The sequence below is a fragment of the Clostridium sp. CTA-19 genome (assembly GCF_054767855.1).
The window spans coordinates 201,687-227,285 of record NZ_BAAABH010000002.1 but is presented as its reverse complement, the minus strand read 5'-3'; the positions used below and the strand labels follow the sequence as shown (position 1 = coordinate 227,285).

Below are 25,599 nucleotides of genomic sequence, written 5' to 3'. Positions count from 1 at the left end.
GAGCGGTATAGTAATGGAAAAAATTTATTATGAAGATCAATATGTTAGAAGTTTTATAGCGGAAGTTGTTGAGATAAAAGAAATAGATGAGAGGTTTCATGTAGTTTTGGATAAGACTGCTTTTTTCCCTGGTGGAGGCGGTCAATTTTGTGATAATGGAACAATAGAAAAAATTAACGTTATAGATGTTTATGAAAAAGATGGTACAGTATATCATGTTCTTGAAAAAAACCTTATAAAAAAACATAAAGTAAAGTGTGAGATAGATTGGGAAAGAAGACAAGATGGTATGCATCAACATTTAGCACAGCATGTTCTTTCAGGATGCTTTTTTACATTATTTAATGCTAACACTGTTAGTTTTCATTTAGGCAGTGAATTTAGTACTGTAGATATAAAAGGTATTTTAGAGGAAGAAAAGATAAGAGAAGCAGAAAAACTAGCTAATGATGTTATAGGAAAAGATTTAATAGTAGAATCTTTTGTACCTTTAAAAAAGGAACTAAAAAAAATTAAATTAAGAAGAGATCTTCCAAAAACTGATGAAGAAATTAGGGTTTTAAAAGTTGGAGATTTAGATATAAATGCTTGTTGTGGTGTACATCCAAGTAATACTATGGAAATTAGAATGATAAAAATAATAAAATATGAAAAAAATAAAGGTAATACCCGTATAGAATTTTTAGCAGGCAAAAGAGCAGTGGATGATTCCTTAAAAAAAGATAGATTTTCATATGATATATGTAGATATTTAAGTAGTAGTGAAGAGGAAGCCATAAATAGTATAAAAAATTTAAATGAAGAAATAAAAGGTCTTATAAATGAAAATAAGAAAATAAGGGATATAATAGGTGGATATGAAATAAAAGAAATGATAGGTGAAGCGATAAAAATAGGAGATATTTCTGTTGTTAAAAAGGTATATGAAAGTGAAAATGCTAAGTATGTAAATAAAATAGCATCAAAATTAGTAGAAGATGAAAATGTAGTAGCACTTTTAGCTGTTAAAAATGGAGAGAGAGCAAATTTAATATTTGCATGTTCAAAAAATTTGAAAGATATAAATATGAATGAGCTATTAAAAGATAGTATAACCCTTATAGATGGTAAAGGTGGCGGAAGTCAATTTTTAGCTCAAGGTGGCGGCAAAAATAATATGAATTTACAATCTTCACTTGATTATGCTTTAGGAAAAATAAAAAATAATATATAGATATTAAAATCCAAAAATAACATTAGGTGAAGGATGACATTTTGATTATATAGAGGTGATGACAACTTGAAGTGTAAAATTAAAAATATAGATATAAATTATGAAATCATAGGTGAGGGAATACCAGTTTTAATGATTCATGGATATTATGCAGACCTTAGACTTATGAAAGGTTGTATGGAACCTATATTTGAAAAGAAAAGTGGATATAAAAGAATTTATTTTGATCTTCCAGGCATGGGAAGTAGTGGCTTTTTAAATTTTGTAGACAGTTCTGATGCTATATTGGATGTTGTGATAGAATTCATAAAAAATATAATAAAGGATGAAAATTTTTTACTTGTAGGGGAATCCTATGGTGGGTACATTTCACTGGGACTTGTACATAAATTAAGAAAAAATATAGATGGCATGTTATTGATATGTCCATGCATTGAACCAATATTAGAAAAAAGAAAAGTTCCTTCACATATAGTATTAAAGAGAAATTTTAAGTTGCTTGCAAAATTAAGTCCAAGTGAATTTAAAAATATAGAATGCAATATGGTTGTTCAAGATGAACATATGTGGACAAGATATAAGAAGGAAGTATTATCAGGTGTAGAACTTTATAATAGGGAAGCCTTACAATCAATTAAAGAAAAAAGTTATCAATACTCCTTTTCAATAAAAAATATGGAGGATAAATTTGAAAAGCCAACAATGTTTTTACTTGGAAGGCAGGACTCTGTTGTTGGGTACAAAGATAGTTTTAGTATTTTGGATAACTTTCCAAGGGCTACCTTTACTATATTAGATAGAGCTGGACACAATTTGCAAATAGAACAGGAAAAGTTATTTAATACTTTGTGTAACCAGTGGTTAAGTATAATAGAAAATGAAAAACCCGTAAGTTCTAACGTTATATATGACTTAGCTAAATAAAAGAGAAAATAAATAATAAAATCCATAAAAACTGCTAATACTATAAAAAAGCATTTGTAAAAGAAAATATAAATTGCTTTTTTATATCTAATGTAAAAAATTATTAGAAGGAGCAGGTTTTTATGGATTTACTTATATTTATGGTTTTTAATTTTGTAATTTATTCTTTTTTAGGATGGATAGTAGAAAATGTATATTCTTTAATTACTATTAAAAGTTTGAAAAAGGATGGTTTCTTAAACGGACCATTTAAACCAATGTATGGATTCGCTGCGGCTATATTAGTATTTTTAAATGAATATATGGAGTTTAATTTATTAATTATGATAATGCTAGCATTTGTTATCCCTACTGCAGTAGAATATTTAACTGGATATATGTTAAAAGAATGGTTTAATAAAAGTTATTGGGATTATTCCAAATTAAAATATAATTTAGATGGAATAATAAGTTTCAAATTTTCACTTTACTGGATTGCACTTAGTTTTTTTACAATGTACTGTATACAGCCTTTATTAGAAAAAATATTTGAAAAAAATTTCATATTTTGGTCAGTATTTATACCAATAATAATAACATGTATAACAATAGATTTTTTATTCACTTTGAAATCAATAGAAAAAAGAGAAGTTTTAAAATAATATTGCTAAACCTACTAAGTTGAAATAATACCTTAAAACCGTATAAAAGAACTATTTTTAATTTTAAAATAAAATAGTTCTTTTTTTGCACAAAAATTACAGCAAATTTCATTTAAGAAGTTTTCAAAAATGATATAAATTTTACTATAAATACTATTTAAATGTTTACAATGTGATTATTTACAATATATAATATGTATTATATGTAAAGTATCTAATAAAATGTAAATAATTTTAAATTACATTTTATATAAAATAATATAAATTAATTTAATTTTTTAAAATTTAAAATCTTTAAAGGATATAATAATAATATATGGAAGTATAATAATATTTATTATTATAATATTAAATTAATATATAGGGAAACAAGCTCTAATTTAAATTTATTCAATAATTTCAAAGTGTTTTTATACAAAATGTAGTGTTAAATTCTAAGTGATTAGGAGCATTTATCACTATTTTGGGTATTCAAGTTTTGAAATGAATAGTTTTAAAAATAAACTTGGAACCCTATAAATATTGTGTTAAAATATAGAGTTTTGAAAAGAAAAATATGTCTCTATATAAAATTTTAAATTATGCAAAACTAAGCTTATAATTTACCATTAATCTTGATTTACTATGATAATAGTTTTAAAGCTTGATAATAAATGGAAAAAATATGGTTGGGGGATGAATCAATATGAAATTAATTTATAATACCTTAGATGAAGGTATTTTAATTATTGATAAATATGGAAAAATAAATTTTGGGAATAAATCTTTATTAAAAAAGTTAGGATATGATGAAATTGAGATAAAAAGTCTAAAATTACAGGAAATTATATGCAAAGACGAAAAAAAAATATTAGATATAATTAAAAATAAAGAAAACGTAAATGATTTAGATATAGAATTATATTGTAAAAGTAAAAGTATATTGTTTTTTAGAAGTAAAATTATTTTAGATAAATGGAAAGGTGAAGATTGCAAGGTTTTAGTTTTAAAAGAAAAAAGTAAAAGACCATATATAATGGAAGACTTGGAATATTTATTAGATACTATACCCTATGGAGCTTGGATGAAAAATGTAGATGGCGTCTATATATATGCTAATGATGCTTATGCAAGTAGATTTGGTAGAACTAGATATGAAATTCTAGGAGAATTTGATGAAGATTTTTGGGGAGAAGAATTGAGCATAGGTTTTAGACGCGACGATAATGAAGTTGTAAAAAGTAAGACGCCTAAATTATTAGAGGAAAAAGTTAAACATAATGGATATGATCAATGGCTAGAAACTTATAAGGCACCAATTTTTGATGAAGAAGGTAATGTTAAATGTACTATAGGTATAACAAGGGATATAACAATAAGCAAAAAAATGCAAGAAGAACTTGTAAGAAATAAAACTAATATTGATTCACTACATAATATGATTGATAAAATTAAAAATTATACAGCGCCATATGAGCTTTTAAAGAATATAGGAGAAGAGCTTTTAAATTATTTAGGTGCAGATGGAATAAGTATTTTTATATATGATGAGCAAAATACAACTCTTTTTAAGGCTATACAATTTGGAATGGCAGAAAAAATTTTTAAAGATTGTGAAAAAGTAAAAATTAGTAAAGCATTAGAAGAAAAATTGGTTAAAGTAAAAGAAGGTAATGGTGATTATATAGAAAATAGATATGAAAAAGTGTTTAAAAATTGCAATATACAACTTGAAAATGTAAATTATAAAGAGTGTTATACAATTACTTTCAATAAAGAACTTATAGGAATTTTAACAATGTCATATAAAAAAGATAATGAACCTAAACTGAAACAGGATGATTTTATTAATTCAACCTGTGATGAACTTGGTGTAATCATAAAGAATTATATGTTGTCCGAAGCGCTAAAAAAGGAATTTGATAAAAGGCTAAAAACAGAAAGAGAATTAGAACTTTTTTTAGAAACAGCAGTAGATATTGTATGTATTATTGGAGCCGATGGATACTTTAAAAGTGTGACGTTTCAATGCGTAAAAACTCTTGGATGGAGTCAGGAAGAGTTATTATCTATGGATTTTAGAACTCTAATTCATCCTGATGATGTTGATGGAATTGTTAAAGTAAGTGGACTATCCCAGCTAATGGGAGATGTAAAAAGGTTTATAAATAGATATAAATGTAAAAATGGTGGATATAGATGGCTACAAGTAAGTAGCAATGTTATCCCAGAAAGAAATGTTGCTATTGCTACAGCTATAGATATAACAGAAGAAAGAGAATTAGAAGAAGAGAAGAAAACATTAGAAAAGACTGTAGCACTTGAAAGTCTTAAAAATGAACTTTTTGCAAATGTATCACATGAATTTAAAACGCCACTTAATATAATTTTAACCACAACTCAATTATTATTAGAAAGCAAAAAAAATAGTTGTGAAAATTTTAATGATTTAGATTTGAATAGATATATGAAGTCTATAAGACAAAATTCATATAGATTGTTAAGGCTTGTAAATAATTTTATAGATATAACTAAAATAGATGCAGGTTATTATAAATTACATCTTGGAAATTACAATATAGTATCTGTTATAGAAGATATAACTTTATCTGTAGCTGAATATGTTGAAAATAAAGGTATAGAACTTATTTTTGATACAAATGTAGAGGAGCAAATAATAGCCTGTGATCCAGATAAAGTTGAAAGAATAATGCTTAATCTACTGTCCAATGCAATAAAATATACTGATGAGAATGGCAAAATTCAAGTTAATTTTATTGCTAAAGAGGATAAAATAGTAGTATCAGTAAAAGACAATGGAGTAGGAATTTCAAAAGAAAACTTAAATATTATATTTGATCGATTTAAACAAGATGATAATGCATTTAAAAAAAGGTGTGAAGGAAGTGGAATAGGACTTTCTTTAGTAAAATCACTAGTAAACATGCATGGTGGAGATATATTTGTACTTAGTGAAATTAATAATGGAGCTGAATTTATATTTGATATTCCAATAAAATTAATAGAAGGAGAATTTATAGAGAAAGAAGATAATAATTTATTAAATTCTAAAATAGAAAAATGTAATATTGAATTTTCAGATATATATTCATAAAAGAAAACAACTTGCTATTAATAAAAATGTCTTTTATAAAGAATACATTTTATAATTAGCAGGTTGTTTTCTTTTTTTAGTATTACGTAATTCAATTTAATTTAATCATGTATACAATGTTTAAGAAACTTAAAATATTTTATACAGTGTCTAATTTATATGGGAGATATAAATTAGATTATTAAAGAAATTTAATTGTAGACTGTTAAAAAAGTTATTGTTTTATATCAAGATAACTTACATAAGTATGGTTTTATCATAATAAAAGGATAATTATTGTCAGAAAATATTAAGTATTGCATTGTAAGAAAATTTACACCAAAACAAGTTCATTATATAATTAATATAAGAGTTTACAAAATAAAGGAGATAATAAAATATATGTTAGATGTTTTGTTAATTGAAGATGATAGTATATTATGCAAAGAATTAAAGATGCTTTTAGAAAAATGGGGTTATAATGTAGGGGCTATTAATGATTTTGAAAATATTTTACAGGGGTTTGTTAACATGAACCCGAAACTTATAATTATGGATATTAATTTGCCTTTTTATGATGGCTTTTATTGGTGTAAAAAAATAAGAGATATATCTAAGGTGCCTATAATATTTCTATCATCTAGAGATTCTAATATGGATTTAATGATGGGTATAAATAATGGTGGTGATGATTATATACAAAAACCTTTTTCTACGGAGGTTTTAATATCTAAAATACATGCAGTTATGAGAAGAAGTTATGATTATGGCAATATAGGTAACAATATTATATGTTGTGGAGAAATTTATTTAGATGTGGAAAAAGGACAACTTATATATAAGGATAATAAACTTGATTTAACTAAAAATGAGATTAAAATACTGGCTGTTCTTATGAAAAATAAAGGGAAAATTGTACCAAGAAATAAACTTATGATTACTTTATGGGAAGATGATGAGTTTGTAAATGATAATGCTTTAACTGTAAACATTAACAGAATAAGAAATAGGTTCAAAGAAATAGGTATAGAAGATTTTATAAAAACTAAGAAAGGTATAGGATATATAATTCAGTGAATATAAAAGTATTTTTAAAAGAAAATTATCATGAACTAGTATTATCAATTCTTATGATAATTATTGTGAACGTATATTTAATATGTGAAGGAACTTTTTTAAAAGAGATTTTTGATATTATTTATTTAAATTTTCTTATAATTATTATATATTTCATCTATTTGTATCTTCAATATACAAGATGGAAAGATAAATTTTTAAAAATATATATAAAACTATTAAAAAACGAAAAAATATATGTGGATTTAATAGAGAATAACAATTTTTATGATAGATTAATTAAAAAAATTATAATAAATAAGGAAAATGAGGCAACTTTGGAATATGAATTGTTAATGGAAAAGTTGGTAGAAATAGATGAATACATTTGTAGATCTGTACATGAAGTTAAAATACCTATAGCTACTTTAAATATGATGGTAGATAGAATGGATGATTTTAAAGTTGGAAATGAACTTAAAAATCAAATAGAAAAAATTAGGCTTTTAACAAATTCAATGTTGTATGGCAGTAGGTCTACCTGTCTTTTTGAAGACTTATTTATAAAAGAAGAGAATTTAGATAAGTTAATAAAAAAATCTATAAAAAACAATTCATTTTTTCTTATAGAAAATAATATTAATGTAGATTTAAAAAATTTAAATTATATAGTAAATACAGATAGTAAGTGGATATGTTATGTTTTAGATCAAATTATAAGCAATAGCATAAAGTATTCAAAGGATAATAGTACCATAGATTTCTATGCTATAGAAACTGAGAAAATGGTAGTTTTACATATTAAGGACAATGGTATTGGAATAGAAAAACAAGATTTAGAAAGAATCTTTAATAAAGGATTTACTGGATGCAATGGAAGGAATAAATTATATAAATCTACAGGTATGGGTCTTTATTTTTCTAAAAAAGTGTTGAATAGTTTAGGACATGATATCCAGGTAGATTCTATAAAAAATGAATATTGTGATTTGAAAATTTACTTTCCAAAAATATCAGATTATCTTAATGTTACAAAAAAGTAATATTAACTTATGAAAAGTAATGTTAAGAGAGAGAATTCAAAGGAGAAAAGCGTTAACATATTATTAGAGAGTATGTTTAATTAATATACTTAAGATAATTTTGGAGGTATAAATATGGATGAAATATTACAAGTGAAAAATGTAAGCAAAGAATATGGTATTAGAGGGTTTAGAACAAAAGTTTTAGAAAATATTAATTTGGAAGTTAAAAGGGGAGAATTTATTGCTATAATGGGCCCTTCTGGTGCAGGAAAAACAACTCTTTTAAATCTTATGTCAACTTTGGATAATCCAAGTAAAGGGGAAATACTATTAGATGGTATAAAAATAACAAAAACAAAAAATAAAGATTTGTCCCAAATAAGACGTGATAAGATAGGTTTTATATTTCAAGATTATAATCTTCTTGATAATATGAGCTTAATGGATAATATAGCACTACCTTTAGCTTTAGAAAGGGTTAGTTCTTTAGAGATAGAAAAAAGAGTTTTAAAAATGGCTTCTATATTTGGTATTGAAGATCATTTGAAAAAATATCCTTGTGAACTTTCAGGAGGTCAAAAACAAAGGGGGTCAGCAGCTAGAGCATTAATTAAAAATCCATCAGTAGTATTTGCTGATGAACCTACAGGAGCATTGGATTCTAGGGCTTCATCAGATTTACTTCAATGTTTAAGTGAAATAAATACTAAAGAAAAATCAACTATTATAATGGTAACACATGATCCATTAACTGCAAGTTATGCAAAAGAAATATATATGCTTAATGATGGAAAAGTAAGTTGTAGGTTAAGTAGTGATGGAAATAGAAAAAACTTCTATGGAAAAATAATAGATATGTTAGCATCTGTAGGAGGACAAGTATAATGGGGATATTTGCTATAGCTTTTAGTAATTTTAAAAATAATTTAAAAGTATATACCATGTATTTCATATCTATGGTTTTTTCTATGATTATTTTGTTTAATTTTGAAAATTTAATATATGGTGACCTTATAAAAAAATTAGATGATATGAATGCGGAATATTGTAGTGGAATAATAAGAGTAATAACTATAATTTTAATAATTTTTATGTGTTTTTATATTTGGTATTCAAGTAATACTTTTTTAATAAAGAGAAAAAAGGAAATTGGAATATATGTATTTATGGGGTTAGATTTACCAACTATAGGGAAAATGTATTTTCTAGAAAATATATTAATAGGTATATTTTCAGCTTTCATTGGAAGTGGAATGGGGATAATTTTTTCAAAGTTTTTTCAAACCATAATTTTAAAAATTTCAGACTATAATATAAAAAGTTCTTTTGAAATTAATCTTAAAGCTCTTATTATTAGTATTTTGATATTTATTATTATATTTTCTATAGTTACAGTGATGGGATTTGTTAATATTTGTATGAGTAAAATTGTAGATTTATTAAAAGCAACTAAAAAACAAGATGTTATACCGAAAATAAGTATTTTATCTTATATATTAGGGATTATATATATAAGTATCATAGGTATGGGATATTATTTATCAACTAAGGATATGTCACAAAATATATTCTATATGGTTATAAGTTTGATTTTAATTATAATTGGAACTTATGGATTTTTTAAAACTTTTGTAGTAGTATTTTTAAATTTTTTAATAAAGCGAAAATCTGTATTATATAATGGTGAAAATATAATAACAATAAATAATATAAGCTATAGATTAAGGAAAAATTATAAAGTATATGCTATAGTAACTATAATATTGGCGTCAACGATTATATCATTAGCTACAGCAGTTTCTATGAAATTAACCTATAAATCCGTAGAAGATAAATCCAATGTATATACTTTTTCATTTATATCTCAAAACAATATAAATGAAAATATAATAAGAGATATGATAGAAAATAAAAACATAGACTATGATTTAACAGCTAATATGGTTCATATAGATAAAGGAGTAAGTAGTAATGATAGTTCTATTGGTAATGATGCTGTTATTGTTAAATATGATGAGGCTATAAAAATATTAAAAAAAGCAAAAGAAGAAACATTAGTTGAAGAACTTGAAGAAACTAACCTTAAAAGTAATGAGTTTATAAAAATACAGAGAAATATACTTGGGTCAATTAAAAAATATGAAGATAATAAAATTAATATAGACAATAAAGAATATAATATTATAAAAACTTTTAATTGTAAGTTTGTAAGTTTAGATGTAATATTTTTTATAGTTGGTAATGAACAGTATGATGTATTAAAAGAAAAGGGAACTAACGTTAATTTTTATGGAGCAAAACTTAAAGATGAATCAAATGCAGAAGTTTTATATAGTAAATTAATTTCTAATATAGATAAAACTACAATAGGTTATACTTATTTAAAAACTATGAAAAGTTTAAGATGGTTAAATTTTGTTTATGGAATAGGTGGATTACTTTTTTTAGTATTTATTTTAGCAACAGGAAGTATATTATATATGAAAGTATATAATGATGCTACTGAAGATAAGGAAAAGTATGATATATTGCTTAAAATAGGTACAGAGAAAAAGCTTATAAAAAAAGCTATATCAAAGGAAGTTATTATAACATATACTATGCCTTTAATATTAGCTTCAATTCATAGCTATTTTGCAATAAAAATGTTAAGTAAAATGTTAAAACAAATAAATCTTACTGATATTTATATAATAAGTATAGTAATATCGACTATATTATTTTCATTATTATGTAGTTTATCTATAAAATCATTTAAAAAAATAATTAATATATAAACTAAAAAGTTGCATATCTATTTTTAGATAAGCAACTTTTTTAAAAGAATTATTTGTTAAAATATCTATTTAGTAAGCCATTAAAAGCAGCGCCATGTCTAGCTTCATCTTTACACATTTCATGAACAGTATCATGTATTGCATCTAAGTTTAATTTTTTAGCAAGAGTAGCTAAATCTTTTTTGCCTTGACAAGCACCGTGTTCAGCATCAACTCTAGCTTGTAAATTAGTTTTAGTATCGGCTACAACAACTTCACCTAAAATTTCTGCAAATTTAGCAGCGTGCTCAGCTTCTTCAAATGCGATTCGTCTATAAGCTTCAGCAACTTCAGGATAACCTTCTCTATCAGCTTGACGACTCATAGCAAGATACATTCCAACTTCAGTACATTCACCTATAAAGTTAGCTCTTAAACCTTCTACAACCTCAGGATCTATATCTTTAGCAATTCCAATTCTATGCTCATCAGCGAAAGATAAACTATCGCTTTTTTCTACAAATTTATCAGCACCTACTCCACAAACAGGGCAAACCTCTGGTGCGCTATCTCCCTCATGAATATATCCACATACTGTACAAACAAATTTTTTCATAAATAACATCCTCCTAAATTTTAACAATAATATTAATAAAATTTTTATTTATATATTTTAATATTTTTAATGTCCTTCTCTATATTTTTATTATACAATATAAAATAATAATTGTCAACGGATAATTATTATTAATTATAAAATAAATATAAAGTTTATTTTATATATGTATAATGATATAATTAAGTATACAAAATTTAGAATATTTAGAAAATATTTAGGAGGACCTTTATGAAGAAATACTATGAAAAACAATTAAATGAAATTGAAAGTATAGTTGAAAAAATTAATTATTTTAGTTATATTAGTGGATTAGCTTACTGGGATATGGCTGTTAATATGCCAAAAGAAGCAGGAAAATCTAGAGGAGAGACTTTAGGATTTTTATCATCAGAATTGTATAAGTTAATTACTAATGATAGAACTTATAATTTATTATGTGAACTTGAAGATAATTCTGATTTAACTTTAGAAGAGGCAGCAATGATTAAAAATTTGAAAGAAGAAAGCGATAAAACTAAAAAAATACCAGAAGATATCTATAAAAATTTTTCCATAGATGCAGCTAAATCAGAAATAGCATGGCAAGATGCAAAATCTAAAAATGACTTTTCTATTTTTATGCCACATCTTGAAAAAATGGTTGATTATAAAAGAAAATTTGCAAACTTCTATGGTTATGAAAAACATCCATATGATGCATTATTAAATGAATATGAAATGGGAATGACTGTTGAAAAATTAGATAAAGTATTTGCATCGTTAAGAGATGAAATAGTAAATATTTTATCAAAGGTTAAAGAGTCTAAAGTTAATATAAATGAAAATATATTAAAAGGAAAATTTAGCATAGAAAAACAAAAAGAACTTGAGAAATATGTGTTAGATTTAATTGGATATGATTATAAGAATAAAGGTAGAATAGATAGTTCAGAACATCCATTTACAACTAACTTTGGAAACAAAGATGTAAGAATAACTAACCATTATCATGATGATAACTTTTATAGTGCAATGTACAGTGCTATACATGAAGGTGGACATGCTATTTATGAACAACAAATTAGCGATGATTTAGAAAAGTATGGACTTCAAGGTGGAGTATCAATGGGCATACATGAATCTCAATCACGATTTTATGAAAACATAATAGGAAAGAGTAAAGAATTTTTAAGATTAGTTTATCCAGAGGTCCAAGAACTTTTTGAAGAATTTAAAAGTGTATCCTTTGAAGATTTTTATAAAGTATGTAATATAGCTTGCCCATCATTAATAAGAACAGAAGCAGACGAATTAACTTATAGCCTTCATGTAATTATAAGATATGAAATAGAGAAAAAACTTATAAAAGGAGATATTGAGGTTAAAGATTTAAAAGATATTTGGAATAATAAATATGAGGAATATTTAGGAGTTAGACCACAAAATGATAGTGAGGGAATACTTCAAGATCTACACTGGTCTGATGGTGAGTTTGGATACTTCCCAAGCTATGCTTTAGGTAATATTTATGGTGCACAATTCTTAAATGCAGCATTAAAAGATATGCCCAACTTTTATAATGAAATAGAAAAAGGAAATTTAAATGGTATAAAGGTATGGTTAAAAGAAAATATACATCAATATGGTAAGCTTTATAAACCAGCAGAGTTGCTTAAAAAAGTAACTGGTGAAGAATTAGATAGTAAATACTTTGTAGAATATTTAAGAAATAAATTCAAAGATGTATATGAGTTTTAATTAATTTTTAAAATTAACCTTAGTTTCTCCAAGTCAATTGGGGGAATATATGAAAAATAAAAAAACAAGAAATAATTATTTAAATATGTTAAAACTTTGTAGTGAATTTAAAATTAGAGCAATATTTTTATCAATAGCATTAATAGGAACTAGTTTTTTATCATCTTATCCTATTAAGTATATAGAAAAAATTATTAATATTTGTAGTAGTAGTAAAAATGATAATATGGAAGTGTTTATAAAAGGTGGTTTAATATATCTTATACTTCAGATTTTAAATGTTATATTTAGAGCTTTATTTGAATATTTCAATGCAGATTTAGAATCAAAATTAGGTCATAAAATAAGGATAATGTTATTTGAAAAGCTTGAAAAAATGCCTTTTAAGTTTTATGAAAGTAATAATAAAAGTGAAATTATAATGCGTTTAGTACAAGATAGTAGCGTAACTGTTGATGGTATTTTACAACCACTAACTTTTATTATAAAAAACATTCTTACCTTTGCCTTAGGGTTTATTTATATGTATTCAATAGATAAGACTTTAACCTTAATTATGATTCCAATAGGGCTTATTATTTCAATATTTGTTTTAAAAACTGGCCCTAAAATATCAAAGCTTTCTTATGATGAAAGAGAATCAAATTCTAAACTTTGGAATGGATTTTCAGAGGCTTTAAATGGAATAAGAGAAATAAAAGTTAACTGTCAAGAGAAAAGAATACTAAAGGATGTAGAAAGAAGCAGTGATAATACAAGAAAAGTTATAATGAATTTGAAAAAGTATACTATAAAGGTTGGAAATATAAATAGTGCTATAGTTATGAGCATTATTGCTCTTATTATGATTTTAGGTGGATACAAAGTTATACAGGGGACTCTCTCTATAGGTGGGCTTACAGCTATTATGATGTACAATGGATTACTTATAGATCCAATTGTTGACTTCTTTAATCTTTTTCAACAAATGCAAAAGGTTTTTGTAAGTTGTGATAAGATATTTTTAGTTTTAAATCATAGTGAAGAACCAATAAATTTAAAAACTTTAAAAGATAGTTTTAATGAGAATATAAAAATTGATAGACTATACTTTAAATATATAAATGATGATAGTGGATTTTATAATTTAAACAGTATATCCCTTCAAATTAATAAAGGTGATAAAGTTGCGCTAGTAGGTTATAGTGGTAGTGGAAAAAGTACTTTGTGCAAAATATTAGTAAAACTTTACGATGATTTTGAAGGAAATGCAAGTATAGATGGAATTTCTTTAAAAAATATAAACAATGAAAATATAAGAAATATAATAGGAATAGTTTTTCAAGATACGTTCTTATTTTCAGGTACATTAGAGGATAATTTAAAATTTGCAAAACCTAATGTTTCAGAAGAAGAACTTAAAAATGCGCTTGAGATGTCAGGAGTTAGTTTATTTTTAGAAAATTTACCTAATGGATTAAATACTATAATTGGAGAAAATGGTTTTAACCTTTCTGGTGGAGAAAAGCAAAGAGTTTCTATATGTAGAACTATTTTAAAAAATCCACAAATAATAATATTAGATGAGAGCACTTCTGCATTAGATGCAATAACTACTTCTATAGTTATGAAAAACTTGCTTGAACTGTTTAAATATAAAACTGTAATCTTTACAGCGCATAAGCTTAGTAACATAGCTAATGTATGTAATAAAATTTATGTATTTGACAAGGGAAGTATAGTAGAGTATGGAGATCATGATAAGCTTATTAAGAAGGATGGATTATATAAAAAGATGTATAATGCATATGAATAAGTATAAAACATTATATTAAATATAATTAAGTAAAAATGGTATCACAATCATGATACCATTTTTAGGTGAGAAATTTATTATTTATTGAAGTATCTATTTAATAAGCCATTAAAAGCGGCTCCGTGTCTAGCTTCATCTTTACACATCTCATGAACAGTATCATGTATTGCATCTAAGTTTAATTTTTTAGCAAGAGTAGCTAAATCTTTTTTGCCTTGACAAGCACCGTGCTCAGCATCAACTCTAGCCTGTAAGTTAGCTTTAGTATCAGCTACAACAACTTCACCTAAAATTTCTGCAAATTTAGCAGCATGTTCAGCTTCTTCAAAAGCGATTCGTCTGTAAGCTTCAGCAACTTCAGGGTAACCTTCTCTATCAGCTTGACGGCTCATAGCAATATACATTCCAACTTCAGTACATTCACCTATAAAGTTAGCTCTTAAGCCTTCTACAACCTCAGGATCTATATCTTTAACAATTCCAATTCTATGCTCATCAGCGAAAGATAAGCTATCACTTTTTTCTACAAATTTATCAGCACCTACTCCGCAAACAGGACAAACTTCTGGTGCGCTATCTCCCTCATGAATATATCCACATACTGTACAAACAAATTTTTTCATAAATAACATCCTCCTTAAAATTACCATACAAAATAGTATAATCAATATTTACATAATATATAACAGTTTTATTATAGAGTTTCCAATTTATATCTAAAAATTATTGGATTTGAAATTTGGATACTCAAAATAGTGAAACATGCTCGAATATATTTAGAATTTAATATTAAATTTTGTATAAAAACAGTTTAAATTTATTGAGCTTGTTTTATATAATTTTAATTTCATTTATCTTATGTGTTTATTATAAAACATAAAATATTAATTGTCAACAAATAATTATTATTAATTATATTTTCAGGATTAATATGTAAATCTTAGATAATACTAAGGATCTAAGTTGAATAAACATTATTTTTAATTTACAATATAAGTATATTATAGGAAAAATATACTTATAGGGGATGAGTTTTTGGAACTTTTAAAAACTGAATATTTAACTAAAAGTTATGGGTTTAAGGAAATGGAAATTAAAGCTTTAAAACCTATGGATTGTATTCCTATACTTTCTATAGAAGAAAATATTAAATTACCAATTTTAATGGACGAAAAAAAAGTTGATGAAGATTATTTTAATGAAATAATGGAAACTTTAGGACTTACCGATAGAAAAAGACATCTTGCTGGAGAAGTATCAGGAGGACAACAACAAAGAGCATCAATAGCACGTGCATTAATTCCAAAGCCTTCAATAATATTTGCCGATGAACCTACTGGAAACTTAGATAGCAAAAATAGTAAAGAAGTAATGGATTTACTTGCAATGTCAATTATGATAACACATGATCCTAAAATAGCAGATAGAATAATAACTATATCTGATGGTGAGATAAGTGGTGATAGGAGGACTCGTTAATGAAAAGTTTTTGGGGGCTTATTCCACGTAATATACTTAAATATAAAAAGAGAACTGTTCTTATGGGAGTGAGTATTGTATTAGCTATTGCACTTATAACTTCTTTAAGTTTAGTAAGTGATGGAATGATTAAAAATAATTTTAAGAATGCTATAAAAGATGGTGGCGGAAATTATGATATAAGACTGTATAGTAATGATTACTCTAATATTAAGCAAACTAGAACTGATGAGTTATTTAATAAGGTCACAATAGTAAGTGATGTAGGAATGTATAATATCCCTAATTCTAAATATAAAATAGATATAAAAGCTTATGATGATAATTCAAAGGATATTTTAAACTTTAATCTTATAAAGGGTGAATATCCTAAAAATGAGAATGAAGTAGCACTTGAAGATTGGATTTTAGAAAAACTTCCTAAAAAATATAATATAGGAGATAAAATTAAATTTGAATATGAAGTTAATTATTTAAATGGTAGAACATTAAAAAGTGAAAAAATTGAAAAAGAATTTATTTTATCAGGTATATTTAGTTTTGATATATTAGGAAAAGACACAAGCAAAATAGGTAAAGCTTATGTTAATGAAGAATATTTTTTGAAAAATTTAAAAAGATATAATTTACAAAAGGTATCATATGTAAGTTTAAAAGATAAATATACTATAGATGATGCACTAATTATCTTAGGATTAACAACATCATATAAAGATATTATGTATGAACCTAATTATAGTAAAGTGGATATGATAAAAACTATAAGTTTATTGAATAAAATTTTTAATATATTGTTTATATTTATAGCAATAGTAGCAGGTATAGTTATTTATAATATTTTTAATATAATGGTTACAGAAAGAACAAAAGAATTTGGCATTTTTAGAGCCTTAGGATGTTCTCCACAGCAAATTAAATCCTTAGTAATTTTGGAAAGTATATTTATAGGAATTATATTTATACCTATAGGAATGATTATAGGATCTACTTTTTCTAAGATTTTTATAAATGAAATATATAGTATAAAAAATATATTGTACATTCCACTTAAAGGTGTAAAAGTAGATTTAATAATTGGATTTTTAACAATAATATTAGGTGCATATTTCCCAGCAAGAAAGGCAGCAAAAATATCTCCAATGGAAGCAATTTCATCTAATAATAACTTAAGTCTCAAAGGACATAAGTTAAAAGCTTCCCTTCAATCTGAAAAGGATAAATCTATAAGAAAAAATTTCTCATTTGAAATGAATATGGCGTATTTAAATATTATAAGAAATAAAAAAAGATTTATAACTACAGTTATTTCTTTAAACATTATAATTATAATGTTATTTTCAGCCAATTTCTTAATAGATACTATGAATCCTATTACTCTATTTAAAAGAAATTTTAAATATGACTTTGTTTTAAGTTCATTTGAAATAGAAAAACCTACAAATGGAATAGATGAGCATATAATAAATAGTCTTTCTGAAATTGAAGGTATAAAAGAAATTAATAAAAGTAAAGATATATCTTCACACTTAAAAGTGTCCAAAGATGCTGTTACTACTAAAGGATTTAAATATTTAAAATCCCAGTGTAATAATAATGAATTAGAATTAAAAAAATTAGAAGAAGGTAATTACAGTTTTCCAACATATCCAATATCATATGATGATAAAGAATTAGAAAATCTTACTTCAATAATAGAAAGTAAAAAAATAGATATAAAGGATATGAAAGAAAATCCTTCAATTGTTATAGCTCAAAATGTAAATGGGAATAAATATACAATAATTGAAGAAGGAGATCTAGTAGATTTAAATATAGCTAAATATAATAATAATGGTGAATTAATAGGGGAAGATAGTAAAACTTTTGAAGTAGCAGCTACAGTAAAAGGTAAATTCTTAAGTAACAAAGAGGGAAATAAGGATATAGTCCCTATAATGAGCAATAAGTGTTTTGAAAAGTTTTTAAATATACCTAATTATTCAAAGGTCTGCATAAAGATTGATAATAAGGCGGATTATGAAAAAATAAAGAATGATATAAAATTAGTAATAAAGGCTTATAAAGATATAGTATTAAAAGATTATAAAAGTGAATTAGAGCTAAATAAAAAGATGAGTAAGAATTTAATTATAACTTTATATGGCTTTATAGGCATTATTTCTTTAGTTAGTATAATTAACCTTATAAACGTTATGAATATGAGTATTCTTTTAAGGAAAAAGGATATAAGTATGTTAAGGGCAATTGGATTTAGTAATAAACAAGTCAGAAATATGATACTTTCAGAAGGGTTTTTTTATGGGATTTTTTCTGGGGGATTAGGATGTGCTTTAGGTACAATAATAAGTTTTTTTATATATTTATTAACAAAATCAAATATAGGGTATCAAATATATTGGAAATTTCCTTTAATTAATATTCTTATAGTTTTGGTATCTACAATTATTATATGTATAACTGCATCATTGATACCAGCAAGAAATTTATTTAAAGAAAGCATAGTAGACTCAATAAAAAGTATAGAATAATATTTTAAAAGACAGGTTTTAAAAGCCTGTCTTTTTCAATTTCACATATATAACTTATTTAGAAAAATACTTATTTTATAATTCTTGAAAATAAATAATATTTATTCTTAAACATATACAAAGAGTTATAATTGTTTTACAAACATTTCTGCCAAAGAACCATTGTTTATTTTATATATTTTTAGTGAGTTGAATCCATACTTTACTAAGAGTTTTTTAGATACTACATTATTAGGATCTGTTATTGCTATGACTCGCTTAATGTTTTTTCTTTGCTTAGCCATACTTATTAATTTATCTACAATTTTAGTACCATATTCTTTACCCCAATACTGTGGAAACAACATATATTCAATTTCTAATTCACTAGAACTATCATTTGCATTTATTCCAGCTATTCCAATAAAAGTATTTGAATTTGTATTAAAAACCTTAAAATATCCTAAATATTGACTTTTGAGGTTTATTCTCAACATACAATCAAATAATTGTTTTGCTTCTCTAAATGTAAACACTCTACCATAGTTCATTACCATTGCTTTTTCGTTTGAAACTAACTTCCAATAATCTAAAAAGTCTTTTTGAGAAAGATATTTTTTAAAATAAATATTATCATTCATATTTCAACATCCTTACATATTGATATAATAATAAGGTTAAAATCCTTACTTTAGTAATTAAAAACTTGAAATTTAAATTATATTTATTATGAATAAAGTTTTAATATATAATCTTATATTAAAATTATAACATGAAATGGATAAGTAAAGTGTATAAGACTGTTATTATAAATTTATTATTGATACAATATAGGGAAAGGTAAATGATGAGAATTTAGATATAAAAGAATACTTCTTATAAAGTATATTATTAAGTTAATAAAATTAACAAAAAGGTATGGTGATGTAATGGGGAAAGAAATTATAAAAAAATTGAGTATATCATTAGTAACAAATCCAATACTTATAATTATATATTGGGCATTTTTTTATGAATTAGCTTTATTGTGTAAGTTCGGAAGGATGAATCATAATATATTAATTTTATCAATTTGTGTTCTATTATTTATAGTTATAATCATATTTACTACAATTATAACTATAAAAAAGATAGAGAAAGAAGAAATAAAGAGTAAAAAATCATCTTATATGAATATATGGATATGTATTTCTATTGTTATGTTTGTTGGAATAACATCAGTTTATGGATTAAGAATTTATAATAGTGCTGTAAATTATGGTGATAAACTTTCATTAGTTATATACGATTTAAAAAACAAAAGGTCAATAAAATTCGAAAGCGATAATATATATGTAAATGGAGTTGAAGGTATTTTTAATGATATTGGTAAAAAATACGATTTGCCAGATAAATTGTATATATTAGATAACTTTAAACTTAATTTTAATAAAGAAGGAAAGATTACATCTTTTGAAACTTTTGTTTATGGAAAAGATTCAAAAGAAAAAGAGAAAACTTATCTAATTTATTATGATAATAAGAAATCAGATAAAATTACAGTAATTTCAAATAACAATACGAATGCTAATTATAATGATGATAAACTATTAAAGCCATTAATAAGTACAATTAAAGCTATTTCAATAGAAGATACAGTAAGTACTTGGAATGAAAGTGACTATGGAATAGTTTATTATGGAAAAAGAAATTGGGGATTTAATACAGAGGGAATAGTTAATATTGATGAACAAGGTAATAAATCATATATAGATATTAGCTCTGAAATAATAGGATACACTGTATCATTGTTTGTACCTGAAAAGGAAGATAAATATACTCCTATTAGATACAACTTAAAATGTGAAGAAGCATGGAGTAAATCAACAATTCCTCCTAAAAAAGATGAGGAGGAAAATAGTTTACAAAATTCAAAAAATGATAATGAAGAATTTTATTTAACAAAAGAGATTGGATATCGTTTAAATATTGAAGATGCTGCAGCTGGAAGCAGATTTTATTCATTAAATAATACTGTTGATGGTGGACAAACGTGGAAAGTAATAAATGAAGATCCATTCTTGGGTAAAACCGGTGTTGCGTCAGGAATAATTTTTATAAATGATAAACTTGGGTTTTTATGTTTATCTCATAGTGGTGGATCAAATGGAGAATTATATCGTACCGAAGATGGAGGCTTATCTTATAGAAAAGTAGAATTTCCAATAAAAGAAGTAAAATTAGATAATAATATAATTATAAATCCTTTTGACTTTCCAACTATTCCTTATGAGGAAAATGATGTTTTAAATATGTTGGTTGGACAAGGTCAAGATGGAGATTATAATGGGGATAGTCAGGCTTTGTATCAATCTAAAGATAATGGTGCAACTTGGAAATATGTAAAAGAACTACACAAATAAGAGTTAAAAATGATAGTTATTAAGAAAATGCTTATAGTTTAAAATAAGCATTTTTATTTTTGTCAAATTAAAAGTAAAAAGAATTTATTGTAGAAAAAAGTATTATAAAAATTGTTTTCTTTTTATAGAATAAGCAATAAAATAATATTATTAAATTTAATTTTCAAAATATTGTTTAAAATCAACATAAAGCAAATATGCTAATAGGAGTTGTATACGATGGAAGGATGTAAAAACAAGTTAATCAACCTAGAGGATTTTATATTAAAACAAAATGATAAAGAAAGTGCATTAATTTCAGTATTACATTATGCACAAAATCAGTTTGGATATATAAATAAGGATGTGCAAAGATTTATTGCAGAAAAATTAGAAATACCTGAGTCTAAAGTATATGGAGTTGTTAGTTTTTATTCTTATTTTACAACAGAGCCTAAAGGTAAAAATATAATAAATGTATGTACAGGAACAGCTTGTTTTGTAAGAGGGTCAGAAGATGTATTAAATCAGTTTAAAAAAGAATTAAATATTCATGAGGGAGAAACTACTAAAGATAATTTATTTACATTGGATACATTAAGATGCATTGGAGCATGTGGTTTAGCTCCTGTAGTTACAATAAATAATAAAATTTATGGAAAAGTAAAGCCTGAAGATGTAAAAAATATATTGAAAGAATATAGGGATTAGACTATGAAGAAAATAAAAAATTATAAAGAATTGATACAGTTAAATAATCAGTATAATAATTTAATTAAATTTAGGAACGCAGATAAAAATTCAAGTGACAAAATTGAGATATTAGTATGTGGTGGAACTGGGTGCAAGGCATCAAATTCAGATAAAATAATTGAAAATTTAGAAAAAGAAATAGAATATAATAATTTAAATGATAAAGTTAAAGTTATAAAAACAGGATGTTTTGGATTTTGTGCACAAGGACCTATTATTAAAATAACTCCACAAAACATTTTTTATATTAAGGTATCAGAGGAGGATGCTAAAGAGATTATAAAAAGTCATATTATAGATGGAGTTATTGTAGAAAGGTTATTATATGAAAATCCATCAACTAAAGAAAAGATAGCTAAAATGGAGGATATACCATTTTACAAAAAACAAAGGAGAATAGCTCTAAAAAATTGTGGAACTATAGATCCAGAAAATATATTAGAAGCTATAGCTGCTAATGAGTACTTAGCTTTAGGAAAAGTACTTACAGAAATGACTGAAGATAAAGTTATTGATATAGTCACAAAATCAGGATTAAGAGGTAGAGGTGGTGGTGGCTTTCCTACAGGGAAAAAGTGGGAGGCTACTAGAAAATCTAAAAATAACATAAAATATGTAATTTGTAATGCAGATGAAGGTGATCCAGGAGCTTTTATGGACAGGTCTATATTAGAAGGCGATCCTCATTGCATTTTAGAAGCTATGGCTATTTGTGGATATGCTATAGGAGCTTCAAAGGGATATATCTATATTAGAGCAGAATATCCCCTAGCAATAAATAGGTTGCAAATAGCTATTGGTCAAGCAAAAGAATATGGTCTTTTAGGAAAAAATATTTTAGGAACTGGATTTGACTTTGATATAGAAATAAGATATGGTGCAGGTGCTTTTGTTTGTGGAGAAGCAACTGCGTTAATTCATTCTATAGAAGGTAGTAGAGGTGAGCCAACAATGAAACCACCTAGAACTTCTGAAAGTGGTTTATGGAAAAATCCTACTTGTGTAAATAATGTAGAAACCTTTGCTAATATAAATAAAATAATAATTAATGGTTCTAAGTGGTATTCATCAATTGGTACATTAAAAAGTACAGGAACTAAGGTTTTTGCATTAGCAGGAAAAATTAAAAATGTTGGATTGGTTGAAGTTCCTATGGGATTAACTATAAGGGAATTAATATATGATATTGGAGGAGGAATTAAAGATAATAAAAAGTTTAAAGGAGTTCAAACTGGAGGTCCTTCTGGAGGATGTATACCAGCTAAGTATTTAGATTTACCTATTGAATATGATACTTTAACAGAAATTGGTTCAATGATGGGTTCCGGTGGATTTATTGTAATGGACGAAGATAATTGTATGGTTGATATAGCTAAATTTTATTTAGAATTTACTGTAGAGGAGTCTTGTGGTAAATGCACCCCTTGTAGAATAGGAAATAGAAGGTTGTTAGAACTTCTTAATAAAATAATTGAAGGAAAAGGTGAAGAAGAAGATATTGACAACTTAAAAAATTTATCTGATGTTATAAAATCTGCATCTTTATGTGGTCTTGGTGAGTCAGCACCAAACCCAGTATTAAGCACCTTGAATTTTTTTGCAGAAGAATATAAGGAGCATATATATGATAAAAAATGTAGAAGTGGACAGTGTAAGAATCTAATTGATTACAAGATTACAGATAAGTGTATTGGATGCACAAAATGCTCAAGAGTATGTCCGCAATCCTGTATTAGTGGTAAAACAAAAGTTAAACATGAAATAGATACAACAAAATGCATTAAGTGTGGAACTTGTATAGATATTTGTCCTATTAAAGCCATTATAAAGGGTTAGGGGAGTGAGTTTATGATTAATTTGAAAATAAATAATATAGAGGTAAGTATAGAAAATGGTAAGACAATTTTAGATGCTTGTAAAAAAGCAAATATTAAAGTTCCAACTTTATGTAACATGAAAATGATTGATAATACATCACAAAATTGTAAGGGCACATGTAGGGTGTGTATGGTTGAATTGAAAGAAAAAGGCAAATTAGTGCCTGCATGTTCAGAATTAGTAAGAGATGGAATGGATATTGCAACTAATAGTACAAAAGTTTTAAAAGTGAGAAAAACAATAGTAGAGTTATTATTATCAAATCATCCTAATGAATGTTTGGTTTGTAATAGAAATGAGAATTGTGAATTAAGAAAATTAGCTGGGGAATTAGGAATAAGTAAAAATATATATAAAGGCAAAAAAAGTGAATATAAAATAGATTGTAGTTCTCCAGCATTAATAAGAGATATGAATAAATGTGTCTTGTGTAGAAGGTGTGTTACAGCTTGTGATAAAGTACAAAATATTAACATATTAACACCTATAAATAGAGGTTTTAACACAAAAATAGGAACATTTTTTGATAATCCCATAAATGAAACAAAATGTACTTATTGTGGTCAATGTGTAGTAGTATGTCCAACAGGTGCTTTAACTGAGGTTATGGATTATGAAAAAATACCTAGAGTTGTAGAAGATAAAGAAAAATTTGTTGTAGCTCAAATAGCACCTGCAGTAAGAGTAGCATTATGTGAAGAATTTGGAGTTAGCGGTGATATTATAACAACAGGTAAAATAGTTGCTGCACTTAAAATGTTAAATTTTAATAAAGTTTTTGATACAAATTTTTCTGCTGACTTAACAATAATGGAAGAAGCTAAAGAGTTTATAAACAGATTTAAAGAAAAAAACAAACTACCATTAATAACAAGTTGTTGTCCAGCATGGATTAGATTTGCAGAAATGAATTATAAAGATGAATTAAAGTATATATCATCATGTAAATCTCCACAACAAATGTTTGGTGCCATTGTAAAAAGTTATTTAGTAGATAAATATAAAATGAAAAAAGAGAATATGGTAGTAGTATCTATAATGCCATGTATAGCAAAAAAATATGAAGCAAAAAGAAAAGAACTAAAAGGTGATGTGGATATTGTAATTACCACAAGAGAATTAGCAAAGTTAATTAGAGAAAGCTCAATTGACATAATAAACCTTAAAGAAGAAGAATTTGATAATCCATTAGGCATATCAACTGGAGCAGGTATGTTATTTGGGACAAGTGGGGGAGTTATGGAAGCAGCTTTAAGAACTGCCTATGAATGGAGTTGTAATAAAATATTAAACGAATTGGACTTTAAAGATGTAAGAGGGCTTGATGGAATTAAAGAAGCTACTATAGAGTTAGGTGATAATAAAATAGAGGTAGCAGTGGTTAGTTCATTAAAAAATGCTAAAAAAATTATGGAAGAAGTAAAAAATGGTATATGTAAATATGACTTTATAGAGATTATGGCATGCCCAGGAGGATGTATTGATGGTGGTGGACAGCCATATATTAAATCTTGTAAAGAAAAATTAGAAGAACGTATGAAAATAATATATGAAAAAGATAAGGAAAGTAAGATAAGAAAATCTCATGAAAACCCAATCATAAAAGAACTTTACAAGGAGTTTTTAAATAAAGATAATATAAAACAGCTATTACATGTAAAATATAATTAATAATAGTATAAATTCATGTAAAAAGAGCTATTGCTTTACTAATATTTAACTAGTTTTGCAATAGCTATCTTTTTATATAGTCTTAATCATA

At 25.3% G+C, this 25,599-nt stretch carries 19 protein-coding genes; 16 read left to right on the top strand and 3 right to left on the bottom strand.

Annotated elements, in window-relative coordinates:
- Positions 1-13 precede the first annotated feature (13 nt).
- The 8 genes from ACYUE0_RS02210 (at position 14) to ACYUE0_RS02175 (ending at position 10,709) form a co-directional block, all read left to right on the top strand.
- Positions 14-1,213 carry an alanyl-tRNA editing protein gene (locus ACYUE0_RS02210; protein WP_460269345.1) on the top strand — a complete coding sequence of 400 codons (1,200 nt, stop codon included), beginning with the start codon at positions 14-16 and terminating at the stop codon, positions 1,211-1,213.
- 66 nt (positions 1,214-1,279) lie between these two features.
- Entirely contained in the window at positions 1,280-2,137 is an 858-nt protein-coding gene (locus ACYUE0_RS02205) for an alpha/beta fold hydrolase (protein ID WP_061996411.1), read from the top strand.
- A 122-nt stretch (positions 2,138-2,259) separates the two neighbouring features.
- Positions 2,260-2,778, top strand: a complete 519-nt coding sequence (locus ACYUE0_RS02200) for a putative ABC transporter permease (RefSeq protein WP_061996410.1) — start codon at positions 2,260-2,262, stop codon at positions 2,776-2,778.
- Positions 2,779-3,463: 685 nt separating this feature from the next.
- Positions 3,464-5,872 (top strand): sensor histidine kinase, encoded by a 2,409-nt coding sequence (locus tag ACYUE0_RS02195; RefSeq protein WP_460269344.1) that lies wholly within the window; start codon positions 3,464-3,466, stop codon positions 5,870-5,872.
- A 381-nt stretch (positions 5,873-6,253) separates the two neighbouring features.
- On the top strand, positions 6,254-6,928 hold the full coding sequence (locus ACYUE0_RS02190) for a response regulator transcription factor (protein ID WP_460269343.1): 675 nt from the start codon (positions 6,254-6,256) through the stop codon (positions 6,926-6,928).
- A complete protein-coding gene (locus ACYUE0_RS02185) occupies positions 6,925-7,950 on the top strand; it encodes an ATP-binding protein (RefSeq protein ID WP_460269342.1) in 1,026 nt (341 codons plus the stop codon). Before ACYUE0_RS02190 ends, ACYUE0_RS02185 begins: the two co-directional genes overlap by 4 nt.
- 114 nt (positions 7,951-8,064) lie before the next feature.
- The gene (locus ACYUE0_RS02180; protein ID WP_199869321.1) at positions 8,065-8,817 is read left to right on the top strand and encodes an ABC transporter ATP-binding protein; all 753 of its coding nucleotides are present in this window, start codon (positions 8,065-8,067) and stop codon (positions 8,815-8,817) included.
- A complete protein-coding gene (locus ACYUE0_RS02175; RefSeq protein WP_460269341.1) occupies positions 8,817-10,709 on the top strand; it encodes an FtsX-like permease family protein in 1,893 nt (630 codons plus the stop codon). Before ACYUE0_RS02180 ends, ACYUE0_RS02175 begins: the two co-directional genes overlap by 1 nt.
- Before the next feature lie 49 nt (positions 10,710-10,758).
- On the opposite strand, the gene ACYUE0_RS02170 is transcribed toward ACYUE0_RS02175, so the two are convergent.
- Entirely contained in the window at positions 10,759-11,304 is a 546-nt protein-coding gene (locus ACYUE0_RS02170) for an NADH peroxidase (protein ID WP_010296925.1), read from the bottom strand.
- A 231-nt stretch (positions 11,305-11,535) separates the two neighbouring features.
- Here ACYUE0_RS02170 and ACYUE0_RS02165 point away from each other — a divergent pair, with 231 nt between their 5' ends.
- The gene (locus ACYUE0_RS02165) at positions 11,536-13,044 is read left to right on the top strand and encodes a carboxypeptidase M32 (RefSeq protein ID WP_460269340.1); all 1,509 of its coding nucleotides are present in this window, start codon (positions 11,536-11,538) and stop codon (positions 13,042-13,044) included.
- Between the two features lie 49 nt (positions 13,045-13,093).
- Complete coding sequence (locus tag ACYUE0_RS02160) at positions 13,094-14,839, top strand: ABC transporter ATP-binding protein (RefSeq protein WP_460269339.1); 1,746 nt, start codon at positions 13,094-13,096, stop codon at positions 14,837-14,839.
- A gap of 77 nt (positions 14,840-14,916) precedes the next feature.
- Here ACYUE0_RS02160 and ACYUE0_RS02155 read toward each other — a convergent pair whose 3' ends face one another.
- Positions 14,917-15,462 carry an NADH peroxidase gene (locus ACYUE0_RS02155; protein WP_460269338.1) on the bottom strand — a complete coding sequence of 182 codons (546 nt, stop codon included), beginning with the start codon at positions 15,460-15,462 and terminating at the stop codon, positions 14,917-14,919.
- 412 nt (positions 15,463-15,874) lie between these two features.
- On the opposite strand from ACYUE0_RS02155, the gene ACYUE0_RS02150 reads away from it, so the two are divergent.
- Together ACYUE0_RS02150 and ACYUE0_RS02145 are read left to right on the top strand one after the other, a co-directional pair.
- Positions 15,875-16,318 (top strand): ABC transporter ATP-binding protein, encoded by a 444-nt coding sequence (locus ACYUE0_RS02150; protein ID WP_460269337.1) that lies wholly within the window; start codon positions 15,875-15,877, stop codon positions 16,316-16,318.
- Positions 16,318-18,846: an ABC transporter permease gene (locus ACYUE0_RS02145; protein WP_460269336.1), complete on the top strand. Its 2,529-nt coding sequence runs from the start codon at positions 16,318-16,320 to the stop codon at positions 18,844-18,846. Before ACYUE0_RS02150 ends, ACYUE0_RS02145 begins: the two co-directional genes overlap by 1 nt.
- 125 nt (positions 18,847-18,971) lie before the next feature.
- Here the strand turns inward: ACYUE0_RS02145 and ACYUE0_RS02140 are convergent, their stop codons facing one another.
- Complete coding sequence (locus ACYUE0_RS02140; RefSeq protein ID WP_460269335.1) at positions 18,972-19,466, bottom strand: GNAT family N-acetyltransferase; 495 nt, start codon at positions 19,464-19,466, stop codon at positions 18,972-18,974.
- Positions 19,467-19,754: 288 nt separating this feature from the next.
- Here ACYUE0_RS02140 and ACYUE0_RS02135 point away from each other — a divergent pair, with 288 nt between their 5' ends.
- The 4 genes from ACYUE0_RS02135 to ACYUE0_RS02120 all read left to right on the top strand — a co-directional run bounded on the left by ACYUE0_RS02135 (position 19,755) and on the right by ACYUE0_RS02120 (position 25,508).
- Entirely contained in the window at positions 19,755-21,227 is a 1,473-nt protein-coding gene (locus tag ACYUE0_RS02135; RefSeq protein WP_460269334.1) for a WD40/YVTN/BNR-like repeat-containing protein, read from the top strand.
- Between the two features lie 219 nt (positions 21,228-21,446).
- On the top strand, positions 21,447-21,917 hold the full coding sequence (gene nuoE, locus ACYUE0_RS02130; RefSeq protein ID WP_460269333.1) for an NADH-quinone oxidoreductase subunit NuoE: 471 nt from the start codon (positions 21,447-21,449) through the stop codon (positions 21,915-21,917).
- A gap of 3 nt (positions 21,918-21,920) precedes the next feature.
- On the top strand, positions 21,921-23,795 hold the full coding sequence (locus tag ACYUE0_RS02125; RefSeq protein WP_460269332.1) for an NADH-ubiquinone oxidoreductase-F iron-sulfur binding region domain-containing protein: 1,875 nt from the start codon (positions 21,921-21,923) through the stop codon (positions 23,793-23,795).
- A gap of 12 nt (positions 23,796-23,807) precedes the next feature.
- A complete protein-coding gene (locus tag ACYUE0_RS02120) occupies positions 23,808-25,508 on the top strand; it encodes an NADH-dependent [FeFe] hydrogenase, group A6 (RefSeq protein ID WP_460269331.1) in 1,701 nt (566 codons plus the stop codon).
- The last annotated feature ends 91 nt before the right edge of the window (positions 25,509-25,599 follow it).

Coding starts and splice junctions, on each gene's coding strand:
- ACYUE0_RS02210 (WP_460269345.1), top strand. CDS start 14: ATGGAAAAAATTTATTATGAAGATCAATATGTTAGAAGTTTTATAGCG.
- ACYUE0_RS02200 (WP_061996410.1), top strand. CDS start 2,260: ATGGATTTACTTATATTTATGGTTTTTAATTTTGTAATTTATTCTTTT.
- ACYUE0_RS02195 (WP_460269344.1), top strand. CDS start 3,464: ATGAAATTAATTTATAATACCTTAGATGAAGGTATTTTAATTATTGAT.
- ACYUE0_RS02190 (WP_460269343.1), top strand. CDS start 6,254: ATGTTAGATGTTTTGTTAATTGAAGATGATAGTATATTATGCAAAGAA.
- ACYUE0_RS02180 (WP_199869321.1), top strand. CDS start 8,065: ATGGATGAAATATTACAAGTGAAAAATGTAAGCAAAGAATATGGTATT.
- ACYUE0_RS02175 (WP_460269341.1), top strand. CDS start 8,817: ATGGGGATATTTGCTATAGCTTTTAGTAATTTTAAAAATAATTTAAAA.
- ACYUE0_RS02170 (WP_010296925.1), bottom strand. CDS start 11,304: ATGAAAAAATTTGTTTGTACAGTATGTGGATATATTCATGAGGGAGAT.
- ACYUE0_RS02165 (WP_460269340.1), top strand. CDS start 11,536: ATGAAGAAATACTATGAAAAACAATTAAATGAAATTGAAAGTATAGTT.
- ACYUE0_RS02160 (WP_460269339.1), top strand. CDS start 13,094: ATGAAAAATAAAAAAACAAGAAATAATTATTTAAATATGTTAAAACTT.
- ACYUE0_RS02155 (WP_460269338.1), bottom strand. CDS start 15,462: ATGAAAAAATTTGTTTGTACAGTATGTGGATATATTCATGAGGGAGAT.
- ACYUE0_RS02145 (WP_460269336.1), top strand. CDS start 16,318: ATGAAAAGTTTTTGGGGGCTTATTCCACGTAATATACTTAAATATAAA.
- ACYUE0_RS02140 (WP_460269335.1), bottom strand. CDS start 19,466: ATGAATGATAATATTTATTTTAAAAAATATCTTTCTCAAAAAGACTTT.
- ACYUE0_RS02135 (WP_460269334.1), top strand. CDS start 19,755: ATGGGGAAAGAAATTATAAAAAAATTGAGTATATCATTAGTAACAAAT.
- nuoE (WP_460269333.1), top strand. CDS start 21,447: ATGGAAGGATGTAAAAACAAGTTAATCAACCTAGAGGATTTTATATTA.
- ACYUE0_RS02125 (WP_460269332.1), top strand. CDS start 21,921: ATGAAGAAAATAAAAAATTATAAAGAATTGATACAGTTAAATAATCAG.
- ACYUE0_RS02120 (WP_460269331.1), top strand. CDS start 23,808: ATGATTAATTTGAAAATAAATAATATAGAGGTAAGTATAGAAAATGGT.